General features: G+C 45.5%; 28 protein-coding genes and 1 pseudogene. 24 read left to right on the forward strand and 5 right to left on the reverse strand.

Annotation, left to right across the window (positions count from 1 at the left end; genetic code table 11):
- Positions 1-9: 9 nt before the first annotated feature.
- The 11 genes from B5G11_RS04860 to rsfS all read left to right on the forward strand — a co-directional run bounded on the left by B5G11_RS04860 (position 10) and on the right by rsfS (position 6,964).
- Positions 10-1,329, forward strand: a complete 1,320-nt coding sequence (locus B5G11_RS04860; RefSeq protein WP_087167879.1) for an aspartate kinase — start codon at positions 10-12, stop codon at positions 1,327-1,329.
- Between the two features lie 39 nt (positions 1,330-1,368).
- Entirely contained in the window at positions 1,369-1,794 is a 426-nt protein-coding gene (locus B5G11_RS04865; RefSeq protein ID WP_087252377.1) for a CBS domain-containing protein, read from the forward strand.
- The gene (locus tag B5G11_RS04870) at positions 1,754-2,584 is read left to right on the forward strand and encodes an amidohydrolase family protein (protein WP_242958937.1); all 831 of its coding nucleotides are present in this window, start codon (positions 1,754-1,756) and stop codon (positions 2,582-2,584) included. The genes B5G11_RS04865 and B5G11_RS04870 overlap by 41 nt, the downstream gene beginning before the upstream one ends.
- Positions 2,585-2,693: 109 nt before the next feature.
- Complete coding sequence (gene rplU / locus B5G11_RS04875) at positions 2,694-3,002, forward strand: 50S ribosomal protein L21 (protein ID WP_087167882.1); 309 nt, start codon at positions 2,694-2,696, stop codon at positions 3,000-3,002.
- Positions 3,003-3,007: 5 nt separating this feature from the next.
- Complete coding sequence (locus B5G11_RS04880) at positions 3,008-3,340, forward strand: ribosomal-processing cysteine protease Prp (RefSeq protein WP_087252379.1); 333 nt, start codon at positions 3,008-3,010, stop codon at positions 3,338-3,340.
- 3 nt (positions 3,341-3,343) lie between these two features.
- A complete protein-coding gene (gene rpmA / locus B5G11_RS04885; protein WP_024732559.1) occupies positions 3,344-3,628 on the forward strand; it encodes a 50S ribosomal protein L27 in 285 nt (94 codons plus the stop codon).
- Between the two features lie 135 nt (positions 3,629-3,763).
- Complete coding sequence (gene obgE, locus B5G11_RS04890) at positions 3,764-5,050, forward strand: GTPase ObgE (protein WP_087252380.1); 1,287 nt, start codon at positions 3,764-3,766, stop codon at positions 5,048-5,050.
- A 32-nt stretch (positions 5,051-5,082) separates the two neighbouring features.
- Positions 5,083-5,376, forward strand: a complete 294-nt coding sequence (yhbY, locus tag B5G11_RS04895; RefSeq protein ID WP_087167885.1) for a ribosome assembly RNA-binding protein YhbY — start codon at positions 5,083-5,085, stop codon at positions 5,374-5,376.
- 4 nt (positions 5,377-5,380) lie between these two features.
- Positions 5,381-5,992 (forward strand): nicotinate-nucleotide adenylyltransferase, encoded by a 612-nt coding sequence (nadD, locus tag B5G11_RS04900; RefSeq protein WP_087252381.1) that lies wholly within the window; start codon positions 5,381-5,383, stop codon positions 5,990-5,992.
- Positions 5,993-5,995: 3 nt separating this feature from the next.
- The gene (gene yqeK / locus B5G11_RS04905; RefSeq protein WP_087252382.1) at positions 5,996-6,574 is read left to right on the forward strand and encodes a bis(5'-nucleosyl)-tetraphosphatase (symmetrical) YqeK; all 579 of its coding nucleotides are present in this window, start codon (positions 5,996-5,998) and stop codon (positions 6,572-6,574) included.
- Between the two features lie 21 nt (positions 6,575-6,595).
- Positions 6,596-6,964: a ribosome silencing factor gene (gene rsfS, locus B5G11_RS04910; protein WP_087167888.1), complete on the forward strand. Its 369-nt coding sequence runs from the start codon at positions 6,596-6,598 to the stop codon at positions 6,962-6,964.
- 68 nt (positions 6,965-7,032) lie between these two features.
- Here rsfS and lexA read toward each other — a convergent pair whose 3' ends face one another.
- Positions 7,033-7,650, reverse strand: a complete 618-nt coding sequence (gene lexA, locus B5G11_RS04915) for a transcriptional repressor LexA (RefSeq protein ID WP_087167889.1) — start codon at positions 7,648-7,650, stop codon at positions 7,033-7,035.
- A 282-nt stretch (positions 7,651-7,932) separates the two neighbouring features.
- Between lexA and B5G11_RS04920 the strand changes: the two are divergent.
- The 3 genes and pseudogenes from B5G11_RS04920 to B5G11_RS04930 all read left to right on the forward strand — a co-directional run.
- Positions 7,933-8,352: pseudogene (locus B5G11_RS04920) on the forward strand (CPBP family intramembrane glutamic endopeptidase); the annotation flags it as partial.
- A 109-nt stretch (positions 8,353-8,461) separates the two neighbouring features.
- Positions 8,462-8,839 (forward strand): BlaI/MecI/CopY family transcriptional regulator, encoded by a 378-nt coding sequence (locus tag B5G11_RS04925; RefSeq protein WP_242958938.1) that lies wholly within the window; start codon positions 8,462-8,464, stop codon positions 8,837-8,839.
- A 349-nt stretch (positions 8,840-9,188) separates the two neighbouring features.
- A complete protein-coding gene (locus tag B5G11_RS04930) occupies positions 9,189-9,584 on the forward strand; it encodes a LysM peptidoglycan-binding domain-containing protein (protein WP_087167891.1) in 396 nt (131 codons plus the stop codon).
- Positions 9,585-9,640: 56 nt separating this feature from the next.
- On the opposite strand, the gene B5G11_RS04935 is transcribed toward B5G11_RS04930, so the two are convergent.
- Complete coding sequence (locus B5G11_RS04935) at positions 9,641-10,990, reverse strand: amino acid permease (RefSeq protein WP_087252384.1); 1,350 nt, start codon at positions 10,988-10,990, stop codon at positions 9,641-9,643.
- Positions 10,991-11,190: 200 nt separating this feature from the next.
- On the opposite strand from B5G11_RS04935, the gene B5G11_RS04940 reads away from it, so the two are divergent.
- The 3 genes from B5G11_RS04940 (at position 11,191) to B5G11_RS04950 (ending at position 13,184) form a co-directional block, all read left to right on the forward strand.
- On the forward strand, positions 11,191-11,694 hold the full coding sequence (locus tag B5G11_RS04940; RefSeq protein WP_087252385.1) for a DedA family protein: 504 nt from the start codon (positions 11,191-11,193) through the stop codon (positions 11,692-11,694).
- 277 nt (positions 11,695-11,971) lie between these two features.
- The gene (locus B5G11_RS04945; protein WP_087252386.1) at positions 11,972-12,469 is read left to right on the forward strand and encodes a MerR family transcriptional regulator; all 498 of its coding nucleotides are present in this window, start codon (positions 11,972-11,974) and stop codon (positions 12,467-12,469) included.
- Positions 12,450-13,184 (forward strand): class I SAM-dependent methyltransferase, encoded by a 735-nt coding sequence (locus B5G11_RS04950; RefSeq protein WP_087252387.1) that lies wholly within the window; start codon positions 12,450-12,452, stop codon positions 13,182-13,184. Before B5G11_RS04945 ends, B5G11_RS04950 begins: the two co-directional genes overlap by 20 nt.
- Before the next feature lie 37 nt (positions 13,185-13,221).
- Here the strand turns inward: B5G11_RS04950 and lon are convergent, their stop codons facing one another.
- Entirely contained in the window at positions 13,222-15,492 is a 2,271-nt protein-coding gene (gene lon, locus B5G11_RS04955; protein ID WP_087252388.1) for an endopeptidase La, read from the reverse strand.
- A 234-nt stretch (positions 15,493-15,726) separates the two neighbouring features.
- Here lon and B5G11_RS04960 point away from each other — a divergent pair, with 234 nt between their 5' ends.
- The 7 genes from B5G11_RS04960 to B5G11_RS04990 all read left to right on the forward strand — a co-directional run bounded on the left by B5G11_RS04960 (position 15,727) and on the right by B5G11_RS04990 (position 21,292).
- A complete protein-coding gene (locus B5G11_RS04960) occupies positions 15,727-16,398 on the forward strand; it encodes an AAA family ATPase (protein WP_087252389.1) in 672 nt (223 codons plus the stop codon).
- Positions 16,373-16,579 carry a hypothetical protein gene (locus tag B5G11_RS04965; protein WP_087252390.1) on the forward strand — a complete coding sequence of 69 codons (207 nt, stop codon included), beginning with the start codon at positions 16,373-16,375 and terminating at the stop codon, positions 16,577-16,579. The genes B5G11_RS04960 and B5G11_RS04965 overlap by 26 nt, the downstream gene beginning before the upstream one ends.
- Positions 16,580-16,668: 89 nt before the next feature.
- Positions 16,669-17,229 carry a GNAT family N-acetyltransferase gene (locus B5G11_RS04970; protein WP_087252391.1) on the forward strand — a complete coding sequence of 187 codons (561 nt, stop codon included), beginning with the start codon at positions 16,669-16,671 and terminating at the stop codon, positions 17,227-17,229.
- A gap of 26 nt (positions 17,230-17,255) precedes the next feature.
- Entirely contained in the window at positions 17,256-18,770 is a 1,515-nt protein-coding gene (locus B5G11_RS04975; protein ID WP_242958939.1) for a DUF1538 domain-containing protein, read from the forward strand.
- Positions 18,767-19,465, forward strand: a complete 699-nt coding sequence (locus B5G11_RS04980; protein ID WP_087167901.1) for a transcriptional regulator — start codon at positions 18,767-18,769, stop codon at positions 19,463-19,465. The genes B5G11_RS04975 and B5G11_RS04980 overlap by 4 nt, the downstream gene beginning before the upstream one ends.
- A 275-nt stretch (positions 19,466-19,740) precedes the next feature.
- A complete protein-coding gene (locus B5G11_RS04985; RefSeq protein WP_087252393.1) occupies positions 19,741-20,799 on the forward strand; it encodes a tyrosine-type recombinase/integrase in 1,059 nt (352 codons plus the stop codon).
- A gap of 112 nt (positions 20,800-20,911) precedes the next feature.
- Positions 20,912-21,292, forward strand: coding sequence for a LysR family transcriptional regulator substrate-binding protein (locus B5G11_RS04990; protein ID WP_087252394.1), 381 nt, complete (start codon positions 20,912-20,914; stop codon positions 21,290-21,292).
- Between the two features lie 230 nt (positions 21,293-21,522).
- On the opposite strand, the gene B5G11_RS04995 is transcribed toward B5G11_RS04990, so the two are convergent.
- Together B5G11_RS04995 and B5G11_RS05000 are read right to left on the reverse strand one after the other, a co-directional pair.
- Positions 21,523-21,681, reverse strand: coding sequence for a hypothetical protein (locus B5G11_RS04995; RefSeq protein ID WP_242958940.1), 159 nt, complete (start codon positions 21,679-21,681; stop codon positions 21,523-21,525).
- A gap of 276 nt (positions 21,682-21,957) precedes the next feature.
- Positions 21,958-22,272, reverse strand: a complete 315-nt coding sequence (locus B5G11_RS05000) for a hypothetical protein (RefSeq protein ID WP_087252395.1) — start codon at positions 22,270-22,272, stop codon at positions 21,958-21,960.
- Positions 22,273-22,402 lie beyond the last annotated feature (130 nt).

Below are 22,402 nucleotides of genomic sequence, written 5' to 3' on the forward strand. Positions count from 1 at the left end.
CGTTTGAATATGCCAAAAGTAGTAAAATTCGGAGGAAGCTCTCTTGCAAGCGCGGCCCAGTTCCAGAAAGCGGGAGAGATCATCCGAAGTGAAAAGTCGAGAAAATATGTAATACCGTCGGCACCCGGAAAACGGAACTCCAGAGATACCAAGATTACGGACATGCTTTACTTATGCTATGACAAGGCCGAGAAAGGGCTGGATTATTCTGAGGAGTGGAAGTTCATTACATCCCGCTATCAGGAAATCATCGACGGGCTTTCCCTTACTCTTTCTCTTGAGAAAGAGTTTGAACAGATCCGGGAGCAGTTTGAGCAGAAAGCAGGACGGCAGTACGCGGCCTCCAGAGGCGAATACCTGAACGGACTGATTATGGCTGCCTATTTGGAGTTTGAGTTTGTCGATGCCGCTGATGTGATCTTCTTCGACAAAGACGGACGTCTTAATACGGAAAAAACCAATTCCATGCTGCAGCAGCGCCTGGAAAATACCGGATGTGCGGTCATTCCTGGATTTTACGGAAGCGATCCGGATGGAAACGTAACCACCTTTTCCAGAGGAGGATCAGATATCACCGGATCCCTTGTGGCAAAGGCCGTTCACGCTGATCTTTACGAGAACTGGACGGATGTTTCCGGATTTCTGGTGGCAGATCCGCGGATTGTCAAGGATCCGGCAGTGATTGAAACGATCACCTACCGGGAACTGCGTGAGCTGTCCTATATGGGAGCAACTGTCCTGCATGAGGATGCGATTTTCCCGGTACGAAAGGAAGGAATTCCGATCAACATCCGGAATACGAACCGGCCGGAGGACCCGGGGACCTTGATTGTGGAGGACACCTGCCGGCACCCGCGGTTTACGATCACCGGAATTGCCGGAAAGAAAGGATTTGCATCTGTCACGATTGACAAGGCCATGATGAACACGGAAGTCGGCTTCTGCCGGAAGGTGCTTCAGGTATTCGAGGAAAACAATGTCTGTATCGAACACATGCCTTCTGGAATCGATACGATGACGGTGTTCGTTCATCAGGATGAATTTGAAAGCAAAGAGCAGAAAGTCCTTGCAGGCATCCACCGTGCCGTGTCACCGGACTTTATTGAGTTGGAATCTGATCTGGCACTGATTGCTGTCGTGGGAAGAGGAATGCGTCAGACGAGGGGAACGTCCGGACGTATCTTCGCGGCATTGTCCCACGCCAATGTCAATGTCAAGATGATCGACCAGGGATCCAGCGAGCTTAACATCATCATCGGCGTGCGGTGCCATGATTTTGAACAGGCAATCACGGCGATTTACGATATTTTTGTGAATACACAGCTTTAAAAACAACTTACAGGAAAGATTTATAGAAGAGGTTTTAAAATGAATATTTTATTTTTTCTGCATCCAAAGGCAGAACTGGCTTTTATCTACGATTATCACACAGTACGTCAGGCAATGGAGATTATGGAGCATTATAAATATTCCTGCGTGCCGATTTTGAATAAAGAGGGAAAATATGTCGGAACCATTACAGAAGGGGATCTTTTGTGGGGACTGAAGGATTCCCATACCCTTGATATCCGGCAGGCTGAAAACCTTTCCGTCATGAAATTTGAAAGAAGGCATGATTACCTTCCGGTCAGCATTGAGGCGGATATGGAAGATCTGGTAAAACGTGCCATGGAGCAGAATTTTGTACCGGTAGAGGACGATCAGCATTTCTTTATCGGTATTGTGACAAGACGTGATATCATCGGATATCTGAATGACAAAGTTAAGGGAAGCGGCGATAAGAATGACGATTGATTTTCACACCCACATTTTTCCGGAAAAGATTGTGGAGCGTACCATCTCCTTTCTGGAACAGCAGTGTGGAGAAAAAGCTCACCTGTCCGGAACATACGAATCCCTCCTGGAATCCATGGAGAAGTCAGGAATCGGGAGAAGTATTGTACTTCCGGTTGTGACAAAGCCTTCTCAGTTTGATTCGATCAACCGGTTCGCAATGGAGGTCACGGAGAAGACCGGAGGAAAGCTTCTTTCTTTTGGCGGGATTCATCCGGTATGCGACCATCTGAAAGAACGGATGCAGGAGCTGAAACGAAATGGATTTCAGGGGATCAAGCTGCATCCGGATTATCAGGAGACACAGTTTGATGATCCCGGCTATCTGAAGATCCTGGATTATGCATCGGAACTGGGATTGATCATCAGTGTCCATGCAGGGCTGGATCCTGGATATCCGGATTTTGTACATGCTACTCCTGCCATGATCCGGGATGTAATTCAGCAGGTTCATCCACAGAAGCTTATCCTTGCCCATATGGGCGGATTTATGCGCTGGGATGAGGTGGAGGAATGCCTGATCGGGAAAGATGTCTGGCTGGATACGGCAGCCTGCTTCACAAAGATTCCGGACGAACAGTTTCTACGGATTGTGTCCGAACACGGAGCGGACCGGATTCTCTTTGCGACAGATTCGCCATGGGCAGGACAGAGTGAATTTCTCCGGTATTTTCAGGGACTGGATCTTTCATCTGAAGATAAGGAAAATATCCTTTGGAAAAATGCAGAAAAATTACTGAAAAGTGCTTGATTTTCCTAAAAGGTCATGCTAATATATATGAGTATGCCGCACAGCGAGGTTTCAAAGTTTCTTTTTAAGGACACCGAAGCTGGCGAGTAATGATAATAGGAGGTGCCATATGTACGCAATTATAGCAACAGGTGGTAAACAGTACAAAGTAGCTGAAGGCGATATCATTAAGGTAGAAAAGCTCGGAGCAGAAGCTGGTACGACTTACACATTTGATCAGGTTCTTGCAGTGAGCAATGACGGACTGAAGATCGGTAATCCGACAGTGGAAGGTGCAACTGTAGAAGCGTCTGTACTTGGAGACGGCAAAGCGAAAAAAGTTGTCGTTTACAAATACAAACCGAAGACAGGCTACCACAAGAAAAACGGTCACAGACAGCAGTACACAGCTGTGAAGATTGAAAAAATCAACGCTTAATCAAAATGATTAAGATTACGGTTTATCAAAATGCAAAAAATGAGTATGTCGGTTTCCTGACAGAGGGACATGCCGGATACGCACCGGCAGGTGAAGACATCGTCTGTGCAGCTGCGTCAATGCTTGTGATCAACACGATCAATTCCATTGAGGCCTTCACTCAGGACGAGGCTTCTGTCACAGCCGATGATGAGAGCGGAAAGATCGATTACCGGTTTTTACATTCTCCATCGAAGGAAGCGGCATTACTGTTTTCCGCCATGGTTCTGGGACTTCAGAATATGGCAGAAGATGAAGAGTACAGAAAATATATTGATTTGAGATTCAGGGAGGTGTAAACCATGATGAAATTAAACCTTCAGTTTTTCGCTCATAAAAAGGGAGTTGGTTCTACAAAGAACGGACGTGATTCCGAGTCCAAGAGACTTGGTGCCAAGAGAGCAGACGGACAGTTCGTCAAAGCCGGCAACATCCTTTACAGACAGCGCGGAACAAAGATTCATCCGGGTGTAAATGTTGGACGCGGCGGAGATGACACATTATTTGCTACATCTGACGGTATCGTAAGATTCGAAAGAAAGGGCAGAGACAAGAAACAGGTTTCTGTATACCCGGTAGCTGAGTAGTCATCTGCTGATGCTATGAATCGAAGAACATACAAAGGCTTCAAATCTGGTCGGTTTGAAGCCTTGTTTTTTACACCTTTTCTTTATATAATGTAGTAGAAACAAGCTGTAACACTTTTTTGAGAGGAAAGAAACATGTTTGCAGACAGAGCAAAAATTTTTATAAAATCAGGAAAAGGCGGCGACGGACACGTTAGCTTCCGCCGTGAGCTTTATGTTCCGAACGGCGGCCCGGACGGCGGCGACGGCGGTAAGGGCGGCGATGTGGTTTTTGAAATCGATGACGGTCTGAATACGCTCGTAGATTTCAGACACCGCCGCAAATACTGTGCGGAGCCGGGTGAGAACGGCAAGAAAAAGCGCTGCCACGGGGCAAACGGAAAGGACATTGTCCTTCGTGTTCCGGAAGGTACGATCGTAAGAGAAGCGGAGACCGGAAAGGTCGTAGCTGATATGTCCGGTGACAACCGCCGGCAGATCATCTTAAAAGGCGGTAAAGGCGGTCTTGGAAACCAGCATTTTGCAACTTCCACCATGCAGGTTCCGAAGTATGCACAGCCGGGACAGCCGGCCCAGGAACTCTGGGTGAATCTGGAGCTCAAGGTCATTGCCGATGTAGGACTTCTCGGTTTCCCGAATGTCGGAAAATCCACGTTCCTGTCCAGAGTAACGAATGCGAACCCGAAGATCGCGAACTATCACTTTACGACACTGGCGCCAAACCTGGGTGTTGTAGATCTGGCAGACGGAGAGGGATTTGTCCTGGCGGATATTCCGGGACTGATCGAAGGTGCCTCACTTGGAGCAGGACTGGGACACGAGTTCCTCCGCCATATCGAACGTACAAAGATGATGATTCATGTGGTGGATGCTGCCGGAAGTGAAGGCAGAGACCCGATCGAGGATATCTACAAAATCAACGGTGAACTTGAAAAATATAATAAAGAACTTTCCGAACGCCCTCAGGTCATTGCGGCAAATAAGACCGATCTGATCTTCGAAGGCGACGAAGATCCGGTAGAGCGGATCCGGGCAGAGTTCGAGCCAAAAGGATATAAGGTGTTTGCCATCTCCGGCGTGACAGGAGAGGGAATCCAGGATCTGTTATGGTATGTGAATAACGAACTGAAAAAACTGGATTCCAAACCGATCACCTTTGCGCAGGAGTTCTTCCCGGAGGACGAGCTTTTAGTTGCGGATCTCCCGTACACAGTAGAAAAGGAAGAAGACGGCGTCTTTGTAGTAGAAGGACCGAAGATCGAAAAGATGCTTGGATATACCAACCTTGATTCCGAGAAAGGATTCCGTTTCTTCCAGAACTTCCTCAAGGAAACCGGTATTCTGGAAAAACTGGAAGAGCTTGGTGTTGAGGAAGGCGACACAATCCGGATGTACGGACTGAGTTTTGAGTATTTTAAATAGAAATTAAGCAAAAAACAGAAAGGAATATACACATGACGTCAAAGCAGAGAGCATATTTGAAAAGTCTTGCCATGACTATGGATCCGATTCTTCAGATCGGAAAATTCAGCATGACGCCGGAACTGACAGGTGCTGTACAGGAAGCACTGGAAGCAAGAGAACTGATCAAGATCAATGTTCTGAAAAACTGTGCAGATGATCCGCGTGAAATCGCGGAGATGCTTGCTGAGCGCACTCACTCTCAGGTAGTGCAGGTCATCGGCAAAAAGATCGTCCTTTACAAAGAGGGCAAAAAAGAGAAAAAGAAAATCGAACTTCCGAGGTAGCCAGATGAAGACAGGAATCATGGGAGGGACCTTTAATCCTATTCATAACGGACATCTGATTCTTGCCGGACATGTGATGGAAGAGTTCGGTCTTGACGAAATCTGGTTTATGCCAAATGGTAATCCCCCGCATAAGCAGCCGGAAAAGACCGGCGCAGGGATGGAAGACCGTCTGGAAATGGTAAAGCTTGCAATCAGCGGGAAGCCGCATTTTTCCCTTCAGCCTTATGAAGTGGAAAAGGATACGGTTTCCTATTCCTATGAAACAATGGAATATTTCAAAGACGCTTTCCCGGAGAGGGAGTTCTTCTATATTGTAGGGGCAGATTCCCTTTTTCAGATGGAAACATGGCGGCATCCGGACCGGTTTTTACATTCCTGTTCCATTATTGCCGCAAAGCGCGATTTAAGTGAGACAGATGCAGCCATGGAGGCTCAGATCCGGCATCTGGAAAACACATACGAAACGACGATTCTGTTTTCCCATTCTCCGGTATTTGAAGTATCATCCAGTGAAATCCGTGAGATGGTAGAAGAGGGAAAGGACATCAGCCGGCTTGTTCCGTCTGATGTAGCTTCCTATATTTCTGACCATCGTCTATACAGGGAGGAATAGAAGATGAGCAATGCAATCCATAAGATGCGTAAAAAAGTGAAAAAATATCTGGATCAGGACAGATATGAGCACACGCTTGGCGTGATGTATCTGTGTGCATCCCTGGCCATGCGTTACAATGAAGACATTAACGAGGCTATGATCGCAGGGCTCCTTCACGACTGTGCCAAATGCATCCCGTCCAAAAAGAAAATCCGGCTCTGTGAGAAATACCACTTATCGATTTCAGAAAGCGAGCGTCAGAATCCAAGTCTGCTTCACGCAAAGCTTGGCGCCTATCTGGCAGCAACGAAATATCATGTCCGGGATCAGCGGATTCTGGATGCGATCATCTGCCATACGACCGGAAAGCCAAAGATGACCATGCTGGATAAGATTCTTTATATAGCGGACTATATCGAGCCGGGAAGAAAAGAGGCACCGAATCTTCCGGAAGTCAGAAAGCTGGCTTTTCAGGACATTGATGCCTGCCTTTATCTGATTCTGAAGGATTCCCTTGCCTACCTTCACACCCGCAATCTGGCCATTGACCCTATGACAGAGAAGACATATTTATACTATAAAACCTATCTGAACAAATAATCAAAAACAGGAGGAAGATGGATGAGCAACGCATTAGAAACATCAAAAAAGATGGCAGCCGCTGCCTGCCGTGCGCTGGACAGCAAAAAAGGCGAAGATATCCGGGTCATTGATATCTCGGAAATCAGTGTACTGGCCGATTATTTCATCATTGCAAACGGAAACAGCAACAGTCAGGTACAGGCTCTTGTAGATAACGTTGAGGAAGAGCTTGCAAAAGAAGGATATACCGTAAAACAGCGGGAAGGCTATGGCCTTGGGAACTGGGTGCTGCTCGATTTCGGAGATATTATCGTCCATGTATTTGATAAAGAAAACCGTCTTTTCTACGATCTGGAACGTATCTGGAAAGATGGGAAGACGATCTCCATGGAAGATCTGGAAAAGTAAATCCTGACAGGAGATGAAGAAAAGGCTGCGAACCTCAGGTGCTCGCAGCCTTTTGTAATATCATATCCTTATCTCATAAATCTCAGCAGGCCGATCATCTTTCCGAGAATCGTAACTTCATCAACAATGATCGGATCCATGGCGTCATTCTCCGGCTGAAGCCGGTAGTGTCCGTCCTCTTTGAAAAACCGTTTCACTGTAGCCCCGTCCTCTACAAGGGCAACGACAATCTCGCCATTTTCCGCAGTCGGTCTCTGCTCAACTAAAATATAATCCCCGTCAAGAATTCCGACATTCACCATACTGTCACCGCGCACACGAAGGAGAAATGTCTGATTGTTTGGAAGGCGCTCTACCGGAATCGGGAAATAGTCTTCAATATTCTGCTCTGCCAGAAGCGGCTCTCCTGCAGCTACACGTCCGATAATCGGCACCTGTGCCATCTCGCGGCGTGTCAAATTAAACGACTCGTCCAGAATCTCGATCGCACGCGGCTTCGTCGGGTCTCTCCGGATGTACCCGTTCTTCTCCAGCGTCTCAAGATGAGAGTGGACAGAAGAAGTAGATTTCAAATGTACTGCTTCGCAGATTTCACGCACTGCCGGCGGAAATCCTCTTTCTAAAATCTGTGCTTTTATATATTCAAGAATCTCGGATTGCTTTTCTGTAATATTTCCGTTACCCATGGAATGTCCTCCTGCTTTCTAATGTCTCTGTCAGACTACATACTTTTTTTCTATTTTATCATAGCAAGGTATAAAAGGCAAACAAATGTTTAGAAAATATGTTCGATCTAACTCTTTTTTGCAAAAAAATAAGTGAATAAATATCTTGACTTCTATCTACCTTGTTATATAATGTAGATAAGAACCTTATTATACAAGGTAGAATGGAGGGAACGTTATGTTAAAAAAGAATGAGAAAAAAGGACTGATCATTTATTTGGGAACAGTAAAGAGTACGGATGGAGGTATTTCCTGCAGCCGCTTTTGCAAAAAAGATACGGAGTCTGTAAGGGGCTGGTCCTTGTTGGTGTGATCTGGGCGGTGTGGCATCTTCCGCTTACGCTCTATTATTATTCCCCGGAAGCACCAATGCAGGAAATGGTTTACCGGATTGTATTCTGCATCTGTCTTAGTTTTGTGATGGGATATTTTTATATGAAACTAAACAGCATCTGGCTTCCTGCCATCATGCATTGTTTAAACAACGGAATGGGCGCCTTGTTTACAAATCCAACAGCTGCGTCTCAGACAGAAGCACGAATTCTTTCCTGGCCGGATGTTTTTGCTAGTTCCATCATTATACTAATATTAACAATACCGTTTTTCGTTTTGTGTCACAGAATGAAAGAAAAATTCTTCAGATCGCCAAAACTATGCGAATAAATCAAAATTCTCACAAAAATTTTACATTATTTCTAAAAAATTTGTTTAAAATCTCTCACAAATATGCTATGATGTTAATATAGATTAATTTATGTAAGGAGTGATAAGGTTGGGCGAATTGAAGAAAAGACAACTTGAAGTGATGGATGTATTGTGGGAATCCGGTGAACCTATGATTGCATCCGAAATTGTAAAAGCAAGAGAAGATCTGAATGTCAATACTGTGCAGGCTGCCCTCAGAAGCCTTGTTAAAAAGAATTATATTGAAGTAGCGGATATTGTTTACAGCGGGACAGTATTATCAAGGAGATATCGAACTCTTATTTCTAAGGAAGATTATACAAATTCCATCGAAACAGATTTAAATAAAATTCTGCATAACCCATCCTTGTTTGCACACTACATCGATCAGATCGAAGAATTGGATCTCATTACAAAGTTAGAGCAGATTGTACATGAAAGAAAAGAGCAGTTGACAAATGAATAATATGACTATTTCTTAACGCGGGATCGTTGTGATCCCGCGTTTTTTCTTGATAATTTGCTAAGTTGCTCATAGTTAGCGTTAAACCATATTATTTAATTCTCTGTAAAACCAATCACCAAACATTTCTAAAAAGACTGGTTTTGCAGATTTTTTTTATATTCTTTTTCAGTAACAGAACAAATGCTTGCATACATTCAAAAAACGATTGACAAACATATGTTTGGACGTTATACTTAATTACAGAAAGAACAAACGTTCGCCATTGAACGGTGAATAGTTTTTTAGAAACCGGATACACTTTTTTCAAAAGAGAAGACCTGACAGGGATCGATAGAGGAGGATTGAGACTATGCAGGGAACTACAGCTACGATTCATACAAGAACAGCCAGAAGCGCAGCCGCGAGAAAGCAGCACGCGAAAAGGAAGCGTGCCGCACGTAAGAGAAGATTTCTTTTTATCTTACTTCTTTTACTTGTGGCAGTTACATCATTTACTCTTGGAAGCTTTTTATCAAGTGCCAGGGGAAGCCGTGAGGAAGATCCGTCCTATTTCAAATATTATAAGAATATTGAGGTAAAGGCGGGAGATACACTTCACAGTCTGGCCGAAGAATACAATGAGCCTTCGGTCTCTTCTGACCGTGAGTACGTCAGTGAGATCCGAAAGCTCAATCACATGAAGTCCAGTGGTTTGATTCCAGGGCAGTCCCTGATCATTACCTATTATGACACCGAATATAAGTAGGACGTTTCCCATTTATGGCCTTCTGTACCACATAGCCGGTACAGGAGGCCTGTTTGTTATCCTATGTTTTTCTTCTTTTTCCCACGCTGTACTGCATAGTATACCGGTAAACCTACCAGTGTCAGCAGAATGCTGAATACCGACATGAGCCACGCACGCATACCGGAGAGGAACAGCTGGTTAATAATAATATAGATACCGCCTGCAATAGCGATCAGCGGAACGACCGGATAACCTGGTACCCGGTAGGTACGGTGCAGATCCGGACGGTCTTTCCGGTATTTCATCACACCGATAAAAGTCAGTGTATAGAAGGTCCAGCTGGAAAAGACAGCCAGATCTGTCAGAAGATTAAACTGTCCTGTCAGGGCAAGCACGGCAGCAATCGTTCCGACCAGAATCAGACTGTTCGGTGGCACCTGATTTTTATTCAGCCTTGCAAGGCGTCTGCTTCCCGGAAGGCTTCCCTTGTCAGCCAGGAAATAAGCGACACGGGATCCGGAAAAGATAAATCCGTTGCACGCTCCGAATACCGAAATCATGATTCCAACCGATACAATACGGCCGCCCATATCCCCGAACAGCGCAATGGCCACCGCGGATGCAGGCGCTGAAAGGGTGGCAAGCTCCGATGCCGGAAGTACCTGAAGGTAAGCAATATTGACGATGCAATATACTCCTGTAATAATGGAAACTCCGCCGATGATAGCAATCGGAAGATCTCTGGCAGGTTTCTTCATCTCTCCGGCGATTGCGCCTACGGATGTCCATCCCTCAAATGCAAACAATACAGCGACAATGAGCTGTCCCATTACGACGGCCGGATTCAGCCCATCCCCGATCATCGGCTCAAAAACCGGATAATTGCCGGTGCCTTTCCAGAATCCAAAAACAGTCAGAAGGATCAGCGGAATCATCTTACACACCGTAAAGAGGATCTGGATGCCGCCTCCGATTTTGGAGCCAAGTGTATTCAAAAACACAATAAAAAAGATCACAAGGATCGCAAGCGGTACAATCACCGCGTCTCCGACAAACAGCGCAGCCTGCTGTGCAAAGGCTACAGCCAACGCAGAGATCATGGCCGGATAAAAAAGAACCATCTGGGACCATCCGGCAAGAAACCCAAGCTTTGGTCCGTAGATCCTGCTGATATAAGTCGGGATCCCTCCGGTTTCCGGAATCAGGATTGCGATTTCCGAAAAAGTAAGTGCGCCTGCGATACTGATCAGACCGGTAATCAACCAGGCCAGAATGCCAAGACCGGGAGCACCTCCTGTTGCGGTAAAAATCGCCTGTGGTTTAAAAAAGACACCGGAACCGATCACACAGCCCACAACGGTTGAAGTGGCAGTTGCAAGTCCCAGGTTCTTTTTCAGTCTTCCTGAATCACTTCCCTGCTGCATCTGAAACCATCCCCTTTCCTCATAGTCTATCTATATTCATCATGCATACAGAAGTTGTCTCTTTTTAGTTTTATGTCTGATAGTATAACATAAATCCGACCGCTCCGCGACTGTCATTCTTTATGAAATCTTAAGAAACTATTGCAAGTCTCCTTTAGATTTAGAGGGTATCCTATACTTAGCAAAGGAGGAAATGGACTATGAGCATTCAGATTTTGACAGATTATTTTTTACAATATGGAGCATTTTTTATTTTTCTGATTGTTCTTCTGGAATACCTCAATCTGCCGGGGTTCCCTGCGGGTGTCATCATGCCTCTTTCCGGTATCTGGGCATCCAAAGGAGAAATTCATTTTGGTGTTGTACTGATTCTGACCGTTCTGGCCGGACTGATAGGAAGCTGGCTTTTGTATTTAATCGGGCGCCTCGGCGGAAAGACCGTGCTGGGCTGGTACTTCCGCAAATTTCCAACGCAGGAGCCGCTCATCCGGGAAAAAATGGAAATGCTTCGGAAAAAGGGCTGCATAGGTGTTTTTATCAGTAAGCTGCTCCCTGTTGCCCGCACTTTGATTTCCATTCCTGCTGGCATGATCCGGATGAATTTCTGGACCTACACCGTCAGTTCTTTTTTCGGGGTTCTGGTCTGGAATCTGGTATTTGTCGGTGCCGGATACTTTCTCGGTGAAACAGCGATTCTGGCGTGACAGGACTTTGTGCAGGCAGAACAGTCTAAATCATAGAAGCGTAAGAAGATCCTGACGATAATGCCAGGATCATGAAGATGATTTAACTGTCCTGCTCCGAACAGGATTCTTGTCGGTACATACATTTGAAAACTCATTTTGCTTTACCTCCTGATTGACTTCTATTGTATTTACAGGTATAATTCCTTTGAACTTAACCTTCGTTTAGAATATACAACTTAAAGTCAACTTTAAGTCAATAGAAAAATATAAAAAACTGAAAAAAGGTGGTGAAAAGATGTATTATACGATCGGAGAAGCGGCAAAGAGAATGAATCTCTCTACGTCTGCTCTGCGCTATTACGACAAAGAGGGTCTGCTGCCGTTTGTAGAGCGGACAAGCGGCGGAATCCGGATGTTTCAGGATGAGGATTTTGACTGGCTTGAGATCATCGAGTGCCTGAAAAAGACCGGGATGCCGATCAAGGAGATCAAAGAGTTTGTAGACTGGAGCATGGAGGGCGACTCCACCATCGACCAGAGACTGGAGCTCATCAAAGAGCAGCAGGAAGTCGTGAGGCTTCAGATAGAGGCTATTCAGGAAAATCTGAAGATTCTGAATTACAAGCGCTGGTATTACGAGACAGCAAAGCAGGCTGGCACCTGCGACGTGCACAAGACAATGAAGCCGGAGGACATCCCGGAGGAATTCCGTGAGATTGCCCTTCACAATAAGAAAAAGAATATCGTTACGATGGAAAGGCCGGGAAAAGGCAATGAAAGAGAATCCTTATGACAATGAACTTTTTTTCAAGAAATACAGCGAGATGCTCCGATCCAGAGAAGGATTAGACGGTGCGGGAGAGTGGAGCGAACTGAAAAAGCTTCTCCCGGATTTTAAAGACCGCAGTGTCCTGGATCTGGGATGCGGCTATGGATGGCACTGTGGATATGCCGCCGCCAACGGGGCATCCCGTGTACTCGGAACAGATATTTCCGCAAAAATGATCGAGACCGCCAAAGAGAAAAACAACCGTCCGGAGATTACCTACCGTCAGAGTGCTATGGAAGATCTGGACCTGGAAGACGGATCATTTGACATCGTATTAAGTTCTCTCGCATTTCACTATGTCGAAAATTTTGAGGCGGTCGTAAAAAAAATTCACCGCTGGCTGACACCGGGAGGATCTTTCGTCTTTTCCGTAGAGCACCCGGTATTTACTGCTTATGGCAGTCAGGACTGGTATTATGATGAAGAGGGAAACATCCTGCACTTCCCGGTAGATAATTACTACTATGAAGGGCAGCGGGACGCCGTCTTTCTTGGAGAGCATGTGACCAAATATCACCGGACACTGACAACGTATCTCCAGACGCTTTTGGCAAATGGCTTTACGCTTCTGGATCTTGTAGAGCCGATGCCGCCGCAGGAGATGATCGATCTTCCCGGAATGAAAGATGAGATGCGCAGGCCGATGATGCTTCTGATCGCAGCACAGAAAAAAGACTGATGGAATTCATTTCGGTCAGTCTTTTTTCGTATCTTTTTTATTCGCCGATCAGTACATCCAGTACGTCCCGGATTTTTCTAACCGGGATAATGGTCAGACGTTCTTTTACTTCCTCTGCAACATCTTCCAGATCTTCCACATTGTCCTGCGGAATGAATACCTTCTCGATTCCGGCTCTCTGAGCCGCCATCAGTTTTTCCGGCAGACCGCCGATCGGGAGAACATATCCACGCAGGGAAACTTCGCCTGTCATGGCATATTCCGTAGGTACTGCCTTTCCTGTCACAAGAGAGGAGAGGGCGGTAACCAGTGTGATGCCGGCGGACGGTCCGTCTTTCGGGATCGCTCCTGCCGGAATATGAATATGTAAATCGTGATCCTCCAGTACCTTTGTCTCTTCCGGATAATAAATTTTGACAAGACTCAGGGCAATCTGGATGGACTCCTTCATCACGTCTCCCAGCTGTCCTGTGATGGTGACTTTACCGTCACCCCGCATCAGACGGCTTTCGATATAAAGGATCTCTCCACCGGCATCAGTCCAGGCAAGGCCGGTCACAGTTCCAGGATCTGCCTCGGTAAGCCTCATGTCATGATGCAGCTGCTTTCTTCCAAGCAGTGTACGCAGATCTCCCGGCTGGACAGAGAGCTTCTCCTCCGGATTTTTCACAAGCCGGACAGCCAGTGCCCTGCACATGGCATCGATCTGCTTTTTCAGTCCACGGACACCAGACTCCATCGTGTATTCTGTAATGATCTGTCTTAAGACTTCTTCCGGAATCTCCAGCTTTTCCGCCGGAATCCCCATGGCTTTTTCCGCCTTTGGAATCAGGTGGCGTTTGGCAATCTGAAGTTTTTCTACTTCCGTGTATCCGCTGAAGGAGATAACCTCCATCCTGTTCAGAAGCGGTTCCGGAATGGTATCGGTTGTATTCGCCGTACAAATAAACAGAACATTGGAAAGATCATACGGAACATTGAGATAGTGGTCCGTAAAGGTATTGTTCTGTTCCGGATCAAGCACCTCCAGAAGGGCGCTCGCCGGATCGCCGCTGTAATCTTTGGAGAGTTTATCTACCTCATCCAGTACGACAACCGGATTGGAAGATCCGCTGCGCTTAATGCCTTGCATGATCCGGCCCGGCATGGCTCCGATATAGGTCCGCCTGTGTCCGCGAATCTCCGCCTCATCCCGGACGCCGCCCAGGCTGATTCGTGCGTAGGACCGTCCAAGGGCTCTGGCAATGCTCTGTCCGATACTTGTCTTTCCGGTTCCCGGTGCACCGGTAAACAGAAGGATCGAACCGGACTGTTTCTTGTTCAGGGACATAACGGCAATCTGCTGGATAATCCGCTCCTTGACTTTCTTCAGGCCGTAGTGGTCTTCATCCAGAATCCGCTGTGCCTCATCCAGATCTACCGGAGAAGATTCCGGAACTTCCCAGGAAAGAGAAGTAAGGAAATCCAGATAATCATACAGCATTCCGTACTCGTGACCGTCCTGGCCTTCCTGTTTCATTCGTCCAAGTACTTTTTCCGCCTCTTTTCTTGCGGTCTCGTTCATTTTGGATTCTTCAATTTTCTTTTCAAACATCTGGATATCCGTCACATTTTCCGGATGCATTTCATCCAGTTCCTGCTGCAGATATCCGATCTGCTTTTTGATGGCTGCCTCCCGGTACAGCTGTTCCTGATCGTCTTTCTGCGCGCTTTGTGCTTCCTCGGAAACTTTGGAAACTTCCACAAGCTCATATATGGCCTGCTCCATACGATTAAAGCGCTCCCTTTCTGAATCTGCCGCAAGAATCTGATATTTTTCATCCGGTGTCAGATTCAGATATTCCGTCAGTGTACAGACCGCTTCCTCCATATTGTTCCACTGAAGGATATAGCTTCTGGCCCACATTCCCCACTGGTATTTCTGCACAAACTGCAGAAGCGCACGCTGGATCCGTGTAAACCGCTCGGATTCTTCTTCCTTCGGCAGATCATCTACCTCTGCCCGGACACATGCCTCCGCCTCAATATACCCGTCGTGAATTTCGATCTCTGAAATATCTACCCTTTCCAGAGTATGAACATGGATACTGCCGTCTTCCTCGATCGAATCGATCCGGGCCGAAACGCCGATCGGATAAAAGTCCTCAGGCTGCAGTTCTTCCCGCGGTTTATTATCCCGCAGAACGAGGAAAAGGATTCGTTCCTGTGCTTCTATCTGAACCGGACTCCAGTCTTTTAAGAAATCATTCTTGAAATAGTAATTTACATCCGGAAGCAATACAAGATTATACATTGGTCTTACAATCATAAAACCCCTCCTTATTAGCCAACATACTTATTGAGTGCTAACGATTATAAAATAACATGATTTTCAGCGGTTGTCAAACAGATGTAAAAGAAAGGTTTATTTTGTCGTACAGCACCCGGTTCTAGCATATCTTTTACAATTTCCTCATAATTTTCTCACATTTTTCCGCTAAGGTAAATCTGGTGTAGAATTACACAATCATATTATGAAACTATCAGGATGAGGAGATATACAATGAATGATTATCATAAAAAAGCGGAAGCAGTCCTTCAACAGGTCAATCAGGTGATCCTTGGAAAAGAGCAGGAGACTGCCGAGATTTTCCTTGCATTTCTGGCGGACGGGCATGTCCTTTTAGAAGATATTCCGGGAATCGGAAAGACAACCATGGCACTTAGTTTTACCCGCTCCATGGATATGGAATGCCGCCGTGTTCAGTTTACGCCGGATGTCCTTCCTTCCGATCTGACCGGATTTTCCCTTTATAAAAGAGAAGAGGAATCCTTTGTCTTTCAGCCGGGAAGCGTTTTCTGCAACCTGCTTCTTGCAGACGAGATTAACCGGACATCGCCAAAGACCCAGTCAGCGCTTCTGGAAGTGATGGAAGAACGCCAGGTGTCAGTGGATGGAGTAACAAGACCGGTTCCGCGGCCGTTTCTTGTGATTGCAACCCAGAATCCGGTAGATCTTGCCGGAACACAGCCTCTTCCGCAGGCCCAGACGGACCGGTTCATGATTTCATTAAGTCTTGGTTATCCGGACTTTGAAAATGAACTTCAGATGGTCATGGAGACGGGCGCCGGGAGCAGGGCCGGACAGCTTTCTCCTGTAATTTCCAGAGAGGATTTTCTGGCAATGCAGGAGCAGATCCACAGCGTTTTTGAAAACAACGGTACCGGTTCTTAAAAATGAAGAGATCCGGAGCATGATGGCCGCTGTCAATGCGGCCGCTTATGGCGACAAAGCGCCTTCTGAAGAGGAAAATGTGCTTCTTCGCGGAATCTGCCAAAAGACAGTACGGTTCTTCTATGCGTCCGCAAATCCGTTTAGAAAATTTCTGCTTCGGTTCTGGTATGCATTTTTATAAAATTTTTAGAAGAAGGTTCTGCATAAATATGTTATAATAAAGTATAATTTGTCACAGTTTCCTGTGAAAATGAAAAGAGGGAAATAGGTATGGAACATAAAGGAACATGTCTTCTTGAGACGGACCGGCTGTATCTTGGCCGGTTTACAATGAAAGACGTCCATGCTGTCTATGAAAACTGGGCAAAAGATCCGCACGTCACAAAATTTCTTTCCTGGCCTGCACATGTCGATCCTGACCTTACCAGACAGATTCTTCTGGAATGGATCGAATCCTATCTAAAGCCTGATTTTTACCAGTGGAGTATCACGCTAAAAGACTGCCCCGAAAACCCGATCGGAACTATCAGCGCAGTCAAGATTGATGAGGAGCTTGAGAGCATTTCCATCGGATACTGTCTTGGAAGTGCCTGGTGGAACCGTGGAATTATGACGGAGACACTTTCTGCCATTATAAGCTTTTTCTTTGAGCAGGTGGGCGTCAACCGGATTGAAGCCTGTCACGATACAGAGAATCCTGCCTCTGGAAAAGTCATGCAGAAATGCCGCATGACATATGAGGGGACTCTTCGTCAGGGCGGGAAGAATAACCGGGGGATTGTGGATCTGGCCGTTTACAGTATTCTGGCAGAGGAGTATGTGACTTTATGAAAATCTAAAAAGAAAAGAGGTTGATGATGGAAAAACTCAGAGAAAAAGTAAAAGAATCTCTCTCAAGCGTCCTTCCGATCACTGTCATTGTGCTGCTTTTGAGTATTCTGTTGATCCCGATGGAAGTGGGAGCGTTTTCCCTCTTTCTTGCCGGAGCGGTATTTCTGATCTTCGGGATGGGATTCTTTCAGCTCGGTGCCGACATTTCCATGACGCAGCTCGGACAGGGCATCGGCGGACAGCTTATCAAAAAACGAAATCTTCTATTTATTGTCGGTGGATGCTTCCTGATGGGTGTTCTGATCACCATTTCGGAACCGGATCTTCAGGTTCTGGCAAACCAGGTGGCATCAATTCCGAACAGAGTCCTCGTACTGACAGTCGCAGTCGGGGTAGGTATTTTTCTTGTCGTTGCAGTTCTTAGAATTCTGTTTAAAATCAGTCTTTCACGTCTGTTGACGTTAATGTACCTTCTCTTGTTTTTTGTTGCCCTTGCAGCACCCGGTGAATTTCTTGCGGTTGCGTTCGATTCCGGCGGAGTAACGACCGGACCGATGACCGTACCTTTTATTATGGCACTTGGAATCGGTCTGTCAGCGGCCAGAAGTGATAAAGACAGTGCCAATGACAGCTTCGGCCTGATTGCTCTCAGCAGTATCGGACCGATTCTGATGGTTCTGCTCCTTGGGATTTTTTATCACCCGACCGACGCCGTCTATACAGCGGTCACCATTCCGGATGTAACAACTACACGGGATGTGATCGATCAGTTTCTATGGGCACTGCCACAGTACACGGAAGAGGTGATCATCAGCATGCTTCCGATCCTTACCGTATTTGTACTGTTTCAGGCGGCAACAAAAAAATATCACAGAAAGCAGCTTTTTAGAATGTGTATTGGTTTTGTCTACACGATTATTGGACTGATCATGTTCCTTGTCGGAGTCAATGTCGGATTTGCTCCGGTTGGAAATCTTCTGGGAGAGCAGATGGTTTCGAGTTCCTACCAGTGGCTTCTGATTCCGGTAGGAATTCTGATCGGATATTATATTGTAAAAGCGGAACCTGCCGTACAGCTATTAAATCATCAGGTAGAAGATATCACGGACGGTATGGTAACAAGAGGACAAATGAACATCTGTCTGTCGATTGGAGTAGCAGGAGCAGTAGGGCTTGCAATGATCCGGGTTCTGACCGGAATTCCGGTTTACTGGATCCTGATTCCCGGATACATTCTTGCTATTGGAATGAGTTACCGTGTTCAGCCGATCATTGTAGGAATTGCATTTGACTCCGGCGGTGTGGCAAGCGGTCCGATGACATCTACATTTCTTCTCCCTCTGACAATGGGCGCATGTACCGCACTGGGAGGAAATGTCGTGAAAGACGCGTTTGGAGTCGTCGCCCTGGTTGCCCTGGCACCTTTGATCGCGATTCAGATCATGGGCCTTGTATATGAACACAAACTGAAAAAAACTTCCAGAACACAGGAACACATTCTGGAAGATAACATTATCGAATTGGAGGATGAAGAGGTATGACGCCACATTTATTCGCACTTCGTCTGCTGTTGATTATCACAGATACCGACACGGACAAGAGCATCAATCATCTGTTTACGGAAGCAGAACAGCCGATTTATTACCAGTTCCGCGCCCAGGGAACGGCCAAAACAGAGATTCTTGATATCTGCGGTCTTGACGGAAGTACGAGAGTGATTACGGCCGCACTTATTCCAAAGAGTAAAATCAGCGAAATCTTTGAAATGCTGGAAAAAACCTTTGAGATCCGCAAGAAAGGGAAGGGTATTGCCTTGACGCTGCCGATCACAGGTGTCCAGGCAAGCATGCTTAACTTACTTAGTGCAGAACAGGAAAAAATAGCAAAAGCTCATATAGAAAGGAAGGTTCAGCAAATGATTAACGAAACTTCATATGCCATGATTACGGTGGCGGTTCGTGAAGGGTTCAGTGACGAGGTGATCGATGCCGCAACAAAGGCGGGAGCAAGCGGAGGATCTGTCATTCGTGGACGAAGAAGGGGAACGGAAGCCGTCGTACAGTTTTTAGGAATTTCCATGCAGGAAGAACAGGAATTTGTCATGATCATTGTGCCAAGAGAGAAAAAATCCTATATCATGAATGAAATCAGTTCTGCCTGCGGATTACAGACCGAGGCACACGGAATCATTTTCTCAGTACCGGTCGATGAAGTTCTCGGAATCCATGAACCGTAGAATAAGAAAATAAAAGTAAAAAGAAGACTGAAAGCCATGAGAACTTTTTTACATACTTTGTGTAAAATGATTTTTCATGGCTTTTTTACGTCCATGGCTTCTGAACAAGCTCAAAACAGCAGTTTGTCTGCACAATTAGTTTAGCGGACAAATACAGATTTATCCGAAAAAGTCTGGCTTTTTCCTTTGTTTTATGTTAAACTACTCTCAGAAACCTCAATTTGACCAACGACCCGCAACTGGAACATTTTTACAGAATTTGGAGGATTTTATTTATGGCTAAGCCTGCTACTTACCGTGAACAGGTAAAAATTGAAAATACCATGAGGCTTCGGGAATTTTTATCCGAACTGCCTCCTTATGTAAAGGAATATTTCCGTGCCAAGGAAACCACAACATCCGATAAAACCAGATTGTCATACGCATATGATCTGCGCGTGTTCTTCCGGTTTCTTCAGGAAACAAATCCCACGCTTCATGACAAGGCACTTTCCGAGATTTCTATTAAGGATCTGTCCATGTTAAAGCCCGTAGATTTTGAAGAATTTGAAGAATATCTCAAGGCCTATAAGACGCCTGATAACCGAACCGAAACCAACTCCCGTACCGGAATCGCCCGGAAAATGTCGTGCCTGCGCAGTTTCTATGATTATCTGTGCAAACGCGAACTGTTAACAAGCAATCCGGTCCGTCTTGTAGATATGCCGAAAATCAAAGAAAAAGCGATTATTCAGCTGGATACCGATGAAGTCGCCGCACTTCTTGATTATATTGAAAATTATGGAAATGATCTGACCGGTGTCAAACTGTATCATTATCAGAAACAGAAATACCGCGACATTGCAATCGTTACTCTCCTGCTCGGAACGGGTGTTCGAGTCTCCGAACTTGTAGGACTGAACATTTCTGATGTTGATTTTAAAAACAACGGCATCCGGATCATCCGGAAAGGTGGAAACGAAATGATCGTCTACTTCGGTGAGGAAGTGGAAAAGGCACTGAAAGACTATCTGGAGCTCCAGAGAAACGGCATCACTCCCCTCTCCGGCCATGAAGACGCCCTCTTCCTCTCCGGCCAGAAAAAGCGGATCAGCGTCGATGCAGTAGAAAAAATGGTAAAGAAATACTGCTCCGCAGTCTCAGTCAAAACCATCACGCCACATAAGCTGCGAAGCACCTACGGCACTGCCCTCTACCGTGAAACCGGAGACATCTATCTGGTGGCCGATGTACTTGGTCATGCCGACGTCAACACGACAAAGAAACACTATGCCAAATTAAGCGATGAACGCCGAAGAAGCGCATCTAAGGCTGTGGTTTTGAGGGAAAAATAGGATACAAAGTAAAATAAAACGGCCCTCCAGGCAAGTAGTAATCCGATGCAAATATAACGTTCAGGCTTCATTGTCTTCCAGCGTCGCTGTAATCATGCTGACGGAAGAGGGAATGATTTTACGAAAACGGGCAGAAGAGATCCTGGATCTGGTCAAAAAAGCAGAAAATGAGATTACTATGAACGATAATATCGTCATGGGAGACGTTTACATTGGAACAGGGGAGACAGATGGAGTCCGGTTGATGGCCAAAGCTGCCGGAAGGCTTCAGGAACAATATCCCGGTATCCATTATCACATATCCAGCGGAAATGCTTCCCGGGTCATGGAGCAGCTGGACAAGGGACTGATTGACTTTGGTGTGGTATTCGGGGATGTTGACCTGACAAAATACAGCGCCCTGGAAACCTCGTACTCGGATTTATGGGGCGTACTGATGAGAAAGGATTCTGCCCTTGCCGAAAAAGAGACCATCTCTCCTCAGGTTAATTGAAATCCTTATTGCAACATTGAAGTTGTAACTGCACACAGTCATGACTAACTGCAACAGTTTTTTAGCTGTTTTCCAGCTTTGGATTGCCTTTTTCCCATTTTCCTTGTAAAATTTCTTAAAGGAAGGCATGACAAAACACAGACTGCATTTTTTACTTTTCGCAGAAGTTGTAAATGCACCCTGTTTGTGTTTCCTTTTTTACCGTGTCCTGTCTTCTCTGAAATTCCGGTTTACTTCTTAAACAAAGCCGGTGTAAGGGTTATGGAATCGGATGGGATCTTTTCAAGGCCCAGGAGGTTCGCAGTCTCCTGGCCGTAGATCTTGATAAAAAGATCTATAGGAGCCTGTCCGTTCCACTTTTTTCTCGGATAGGAATTGATGTGGTTCATCATTTCCCTGATCTCTTCTTCTGTGTATTTTTAGAATATTTTCGATATATCGAATCACCAGTTAGTTTGTCTGTATATACCTTAGGGTTTTATAGTCTATAAAAAACTGCCAGTAGCTAATCTACCGGCAGGAAAAATTTTATATTTTTTCAATTATCCACTTGGCTAAGATCGGTTTTATTTTTTGGCAACAGACCTTCATTTTGACCAGTTACTTTTATAGAATGAGATAACCTCCAAGCAAATACCTATTGCAATTTTGCTTTATCATAATCACTAATATTGAAGAATCTCATTTATAATCTCTTCATAACTGCACAATCCATTACCTACATATCTACCTAATTCACCGTCATACTCTGCATTATCAAATGGACTTACTCCTTGATTTACATCAAAAACTTCATCAAGTAACTGTGTATACTCTGCTTCAGAAGCCACTTCTGATCCGTTCCAATAATATTTATAAATTGGAGCTCCGTTTTCATCTAACTGAATATTGGAATTATTTTCGGCCCCATACTCTCCTTCATATAATAACTTAAATTCTTCATTTTCGATACTGTATATTTTGTCATGATAGCGATCCATATGACCACCAGTTGAGTATTCCGTGACTTCGGAGCCACTCAATCCGTTGCATAGAGCCACCCATTCCGAATGTCGGAGCCACCCATATGAGAAGGTGAATCCGCTGTTGAGAGCCACCTCTTAAAGCAAT

Source organism: Drancourtella sp. An57, from assembly GCF_002161525.1.
Taxonomy (GTDB): Bacteria; Bacillota; Clostridia; order Lachnospirales; family Lachnospiraceae; genus Sellimonas; species Sellimonas catena.

Excerpts from the sequence above, each read along its gene's own strand:
- B5G11_RS04860 (WP_087167879.1), top strand. The coding sequence starts at position 10 with ATGCCAAAAGTAGTAAAATTCGGAGGAAGCTCTCTTGCAAGCGCGGCC.
- B5G11_RS04865 (WP_087252377.1), top strand. The coding sequence starts at position 1,369 with ATGAATATTTTATTTTTTCTGCATCCAAAGGCAGAACTGGCTTTTATC.
- B5G11_RS04870 (WP_242958937.1), top strand. The coding sequence starts at position 1,754 with ATGACAAAGTTAAGGGAAGCGGCGATAAGAATGACGATTGATTTTCAC.
- rplU (WP_087167882.1), top strand. The coding sequence starts at position 2,694 with ATGTACGCAATTATAGCAACAGGTGGTAAACAGTACAAAGTAGCTGAA.
- B5G11_RS04880 (WP_087252379.1), top strand. The coding sequence starts at position 3,008 with ATGATTAAGATTACGGTTTATCAAAATGCAAAAAATGAGTATGTCGGT.
- rpmA (WP_024732559.1), top strand. The coding sequence starts at position 3,344 with ATGATGAAATTAAACCTTCAGTTTTTCGCTCATAAAAAGGGAGTTGGT.
- obgE (WP_087252380.1), top strand. The coding sequence starts at position 3,764 with ATGTTTGCAGACAGAGCAAAAATTTTTATAAAATCAGGAAAAGGCGGC.
- yhbY (WP_087167885.1), top strand. The coding sequence starts at position 5,083 with ATGACGTCAAAGCAGAGAGCATATTTGAAAAGTCTTGCCATGACTATG.
- nadD (WP_087252381.1), top strand. The coding sequence starts at position 5,381 with ATGAAGACAGGAATCATGGGAGGGACCTTTAATCCTATTCATAACGGA.
- yqeK (WP_087252382.1), top strand. The coding sequence starts at position 5,996 with ATGAGCAATGCAATCCATAAGATGCGTAAAAAAGTGAAAAAATATCTG.
- rsfS (WP_087167888.1), top strand. The coding sequence starts at position 6,596 with ATGAGCAACGCATTAGAAACATCAAAAAAGATGGCAGCCGCTGCCTGC.
- lexA (WP_087167889.1), bottom strand. The coding sequence starts at position 7,650 with ATGGGTAACGGAAATATTACAGAAAAGCAATCCGAGATTCTTGAATAT.
- B5G11_RS04930 (WP_087167891.1), top strand. The coding sequence starts at position 9,189 with ATGCAGGGAACTACAGCTACGATTCATACAAGAACAGCCAGAAGCGCA.
- B5G11_RS04935 (WP_087252384.1), bottom strand. The coding sequence starts at position 10,990 with ATGCAGCAGGGAAGTGATTCAGGAAGACTGAAAAAGAACCTGGGACTT.
- B5G11_RS04940 (WP_087252385.1), top strand. The coding sequence starts at position 11,191 with ATGAGCATTCAGATTTTGACAGATTATTTTTTACAATATGGAGCATTT.
- B5G11_RS04945 (WP_087252386.1), top strand. The coding sequence starts at position 11,972 with ATGTATTATACGATCGGAGAAGCGGCAAAGAGAATGAATCTCTCTACG.
- B5G11_RS04950 (WP_087252387.1), top strand. The coding sequence starts at position 12,450 with ATGAAAGAGAATCCTTATGACAATGAACTTTTTTTCAAGAAATACAGC.
- lon (WP_087252388.1), bottom strand. The coding sequence starts at position 15,492 with ATGATTGTAAGACCAATGTATAATCTTGTATTGCTTCCGGATGTAAAT.
- B5G11_RS04960 (WP_087252389.1), top strand. The coding sequence starts at position 15,727 with ATGAATGATTATCATAAAAAAGCGGAAGCAGTCCTTCAACAGGTCAAT.
- B5G11_RS04970 (WP_087252391.1), top strand. The coding sequence starts at position 16,669 with ATGGAACATAAAGGAACATGTCTTCTTGAGACGGACCGGCTGTATCTT.
- B5G11_RS04975 (WP_242958939.1), top strand. The coding sequence starts at position 17,256 with ATGGAAAAACTCAGAGAAAAAGTAAAAGAATCTCTCTCAAGCGTCCTT.
- B5G11_RS04980 (WP_087167901.1), top strand. The coding sequence starts at position 18,767 with ATGACGCCACATTTATTCGCACTTCGTCTGCTGTTGATTATCACAGAT.
- B5G11_RS04985 (WP_087252393.1), top strand. The coding sequence starts at position 19,741 with ATGGCTAAGCCTGCTACTTACCGTGAACAGGTAAAAATTGAAAATACC.
- B5G11_RS04990 (WP_087252394.1), top strand. The coding sequence starts at position 20,912 with ATGATTTTACGAAAACGGGCAGAAGAGATCCTGGATCTGGTCAAAAAA.
- B5G11_RS04995 (WP_242958940.1), bottom strand. The coding sequence starts at position 21,681 with ATGAACCACATCAATTCCTATCCGAGAAAAAAGTGGAACGGACAGGCT.
- B5G11_RS05000 (WP_087252395.1), bottom strand. The coding sequence starts at position 22,272 with ATGGATCGCTATCATGACAAAATATACAGTATCGAAAATGAAGAATTT.